Here is a 3,765-nt window from a genome sequence, read left to right as displayed (position 1 = left end):
GGCCGCCGGCGAGCGCGCCCGCAAGGTCGAGCACGTCGTCGGGGAACTGGTCGGCATCACCCTGGGCGACGACATCGCCCGCCTGATCCCCTCGGAGCTGGCGACCCTGGGCGTGCCTGCGCTGCGCCCGGTGTTCGCCGCCAAGCTCGCCGAGGGCCGGCTGATGCTCTATGACAGCCGTGGCGAGCACACCACCGGCCAGGGCGCGATCGTGGCCTGCGTCGACTGCTCGGGTTCCATGCGCGCGCCCCACGCCGGCGGGGTCACCGGGGAAGCCTGGGCCAAGTCGTGCGCGCTGGCTCTGCTGGACCAGGCCCGCCACGCCAAGCGGGACTTCGTCGGCATCCTGTTCTCCTCGGCCGGACAGGTGGCGACCTTCCGGTTCCCCGCCGGCCAGGCCCCCATCACCGAGGTGCTGGAGTTCGCGGAGACCTTCTTCGGCGGCGGGACGGACTTCCAGGTCCCGCTGACCGTGGCCACCGAGCTGCTGGAGGCCGAGTACAACGTCGCCGGCCGGCAGCGCGGCGACATCGTGCTGATCACCGACGGGCAGTGCGGCGTGACCGAGGAGTGGATGCGCGCCTGGAACGACACCAAGGCGCGCCTGGACTTCCGCAGCTTCGGCGTGGCCATCGGCTCTGCGGCCACCACCCGCCCCGGCACCGTGCTGGACGCGCTGTGCGACAACCTGCGTTCGATCGACGACCTCACCGACACCTCCGCCGCAGCCGACCTGTTCCACGTCATCTGACCCCGTGACGGTCGTGCGTTCCGTCGGCGACACGCGTATCCACACCGGCCCTGGTGTGGTTCGTGGGTCGTCTGCACAAAATCGACCGGGCGACACGTGAGCGCCTGTCCACGCCGGCTGTGAGCGGTCCCCGCAACGCCTGAGCCGGACGCCGGAACTGTCGGTCCGTCCCGCTATCCTCAAGTCTGTTAAAACGGCCGTTTTCGCACTCGAAGGGACGCGGCGATCATGACTCAGCCGGAGCAGATGCTCGACCAGGACACGCCGGGCCTGGACCCAGGGAACCGGGCGTTCGACGCCTACACCGCAGCGATGGACGCCGGGCAGACACCGCTGCTGGGCCACCTGGTTCTCTACAGCATCTTCGACGGCCGGGTGACCCGCGACGACCTGGAACGCTGGTTCCGCGAGCTGGCCCTGGACCTGGCGTTCGTGCCGCCGGAACTGCGGCCGGTGGACGCCTTCGAGAAGGTCACCGGCCCCGACGGCATCCGTGTCTCCTACGCCCTGGACGACCCGGCCGCCGGCCAGCCCCGTGGCCGCCGACGCCGCAGCGCGACCAGCCGCCAGGCCACGCTGATGGTCCGGCACGTCCGCCGGGACAAGGACCAGATCGTGCGGCACATCGTGCGCGAGGTCCGCGACGAGGAGAAGACCACACTGTCCTACGACAGCAGGCTCGGCGAGTGCGTGTTCCACCGCGACAGCTCCCCGGCCAGCGATCCCGGCGCCGGATCGCTCCAGGTCGCCCCCGACAACACCGCGATCAAGAACCTGCCGGAGACCGAGCAGGCCGTGGTCCGCATGATGCTGGCCGAGGTCACCGACGTCTACAAGCGGCACTGCACCTTCCTGACCGGCGACAAGCTCCGCTCGCTGATCCGCCGCTACGTCGAAGACCTCGACGGCACCAAGGTCCGCCCCACCGGCGGGGTGTACTTCGTGCCCCGCCGGTGGGGCGACACCCTCGCCGCGATGCGCACCCTGGTGTCCCGGTTCGGCAAAGGCAGCCACCTGATCCGCATCCCGATCCCCGACCAGGCCGAGATGCGCGAGATGGTGATCGCCGCGTTCACCACCAAGGCCAAAGACGAGCTCGACCAGCTGGCCCGCGAGATCGCCGCCGCCCGCCGCGACGGCGCCGACGACAAGACCATCCAGAAACTGCACCGCAGGTTCACCGAACTCCAGAGATCCACCGCCGCGCACTCCGAGCTGCTGTCCACCTCGCTCGACGACACCGACTCGTCCCTGCAACTGGTGAACATGCAACTGGCCAGCCTGCTCACCCAGGCCACCGACACCGAGGAGACGGACGAGTAGACGTCCCTCGACACCCTCCGTCACATCCACCCAGGCCCTGACAGCGCCGTGATCATCCCGGCTGTCAGGGCCGAGGCGTGGGCGCGAACCGCTGAACAAGCGGTAGAGCGGCGGCGCGGGCCGTGCGACGATCGCCGGGTGGCGCGTGTGCGGCGACTGCCGATCACGACCAGCGCGGACGTGTCCAGGCTGGTCGTGTCCTGGCTGCGCGGCCACCCCTCGCAGCACACCCGCAGCCGCTACCGCCGCGACCTGGGACGGCTCGCGGGCTGGCTGCTCACCCACCGCGGCCGCGGCCTGCTGGACGCCCGCGCTGAGGACATCATCGCCTTCGCCCGCACCCGCACCGGCCGCCAGCACGACCTCGACCACCAGGCGCACCCACTGCGCAGGCACAACACCATCGCCACCCAGGCCACCGCCTGGTCGAGCTTCTACGGGTTCTGCGTGCGCGACGGCGCGCTGGAGGCCAACCCGGTCGCGGCGGCCCGCGCCGTCGACGCGGCCGCCGCGTACCCGCCGCACCCGCACAACCCCGCCCGCCACCTGGACGCCTCCGCACTGCGAAACCTGCTCGTCGAGGCGCACCGCGACCCGTGGCTGGGCGGCACGCTCGGCGCCGCACTGGTCGGCCTGCTGCTGGCCAGCACGTGGCGGCCCGAACGCGTCACCACCCGCCACCTGGTCGACGTGCTCGACCAGGTCGACCCCGCCACCGGCCGGCCCACCGTTCGCGCCGGCGACGAGTGGGCGCCGCTGCCCGAGGTCGTGCACGACTACCTCCGTACGTGGATCGAGACCGAACGGCCCTCCGGCCGCGGCCCCGAGCTGTTCCGCGACCGGTCCGGGCTGCGCCTGATCACCGCCGTGGACCTGATGCGTCTGGTCAACCGGTGCGCCGCCCGCGCCGAACTCGGCGACACGATCACCGCCTCGCAGGTGGCCCGCGCCGCCCGGGAGCTCGCGCATCGCGACATCGACCTCGCCCTGCCCGACCTGGCCGAGCTTCGCCGCTGCGCACCCGTGCCCGAACAGCTCGCCCTGCCCGACGATCCCCGCGACTACGACTCCGCCGAAGTCGGTGGCCAGCACGCGCTGATCCCGCTGCCCGACAACGTCGTGCCCCTCGCTCGCAGAGCCCGTCGAACTCGCCAGGTCGGATCCGCAGGACGACAGCACACACGTCGCTGACCCCGGGCCTGCGACAAACCCCCTGCGCCAACAAGGTCTTGAACCGGCCGCTCGAACCCTGTCGGCATGATCGCAAACACCGGTCAGGTAGCCCTACGGCGAGGAATCCCAGCTCGGCGAGCCGGTTGGCGGCGACACGCCGGCACGACACGCCCATACCTTGCACCCTGCCGGGCTTTCAGGAGCAGCAGGCCAGGTCAGCTCGATCAGATATTGCTAAAACGGCCGTTTTAGCACGGCTGCACCGGAACACCAGCCGCTGATCAGTCCGGGTCGGCGGCCGCCGACGTGCGGGCGACGTGCAGGCTGTAGCCGACGGTGCCGATGGGGATGCCCATCTGCTCGGCAATCTCCCGGTAGGACAGGCCCTGCGACCGTAACGACACCACCTGCTCGATGTCGGTCCCTCCACGCCGCACCGGAGCCGGCAGCTCTCCCCGCTTCCTGGCTCGGTGCAGCGCCCCCTTCACCGTGCCGATGGGGATGCCCATCTGCTCGGC

General features: G+C 71.0%; 4 protein-coding genes. 3 read left to right on the top strand and 1 reads right to left on the bottom strand.

Annotated elements, in window-relative coordinates; genetic code table 11:
• From F0L68_RS40915 to F0L68_RS40905, 3 genes are all read left to right on the top strand, one after another.
• Positions 1-751, top strand: a 751-nt coding sequence (locus tag F0L68_RS40915; RefSeq protein ID WP_149855302.1) for a VWA domain-containing protein, incomplete at its 5' end; no start/stop codon positions are given.
• A 228-nt stretch (positions 752-979) separates the two neighbouring features.
• The gene (locus tag F0L68_RS40910; RefSeq protein WP_223199605.1) at positions 980-2,074 is read left to right on the top strand and encodes a DUF6744 family protein; all 1,095 of its coding nucleotides are present in this window, start codon (positions 980-982) and stop codon (positions 2,072-2,074) included.
• A gap of 138 nt (positions 2,075-2,212) precedes the next feature.
• Positions 2,213-3,265, top strand: coding sequence for a site-specific integrase (locus F0L68_RS40905; protein WP_188317117.1), 1,053 nt, complete (start codon positions 2,213-2,215; stop codon positions 3,263-3,265).
• Positions 3,266-3,528: 263 nt separating this feature from the next.
• On the opposite strand, the gene F0L68_RS40900 is transcribed toward F0L68_RS40905, so the two are convergent.
• The coding region (locus F0L68_RS40900) for a sigma factor-like helix-turn-helix DNA-binding protein (RefSeq protein ID WP_149855300.1) at positions 3,529-3,765 on the bottom strand (237 nt) is incomplete at its 5' end.

Source organism: Solihabitans fulvus, assembly GCF_008386585.1.
Taxonomy (GTDB): Bacteria; Actinomycetota; Actinomycetes; order Mycobacteriales; family Pseudonocardiaceae; genus Solihabitans; species Solihabitans fulvus.
This window is presented reverse-complemented; position numbering and strand designations above follow the sequence as displayed.

Excerpts from the sequence above, each read along its gene's own strand:
- F0L68_RS40910 (WP_223199605.1), top strand. The coding sequence starts at position 980 with ATGACTCAGCCGGAGCAGATGCTCGACCAGGACACGCCGGGCCTGGAC.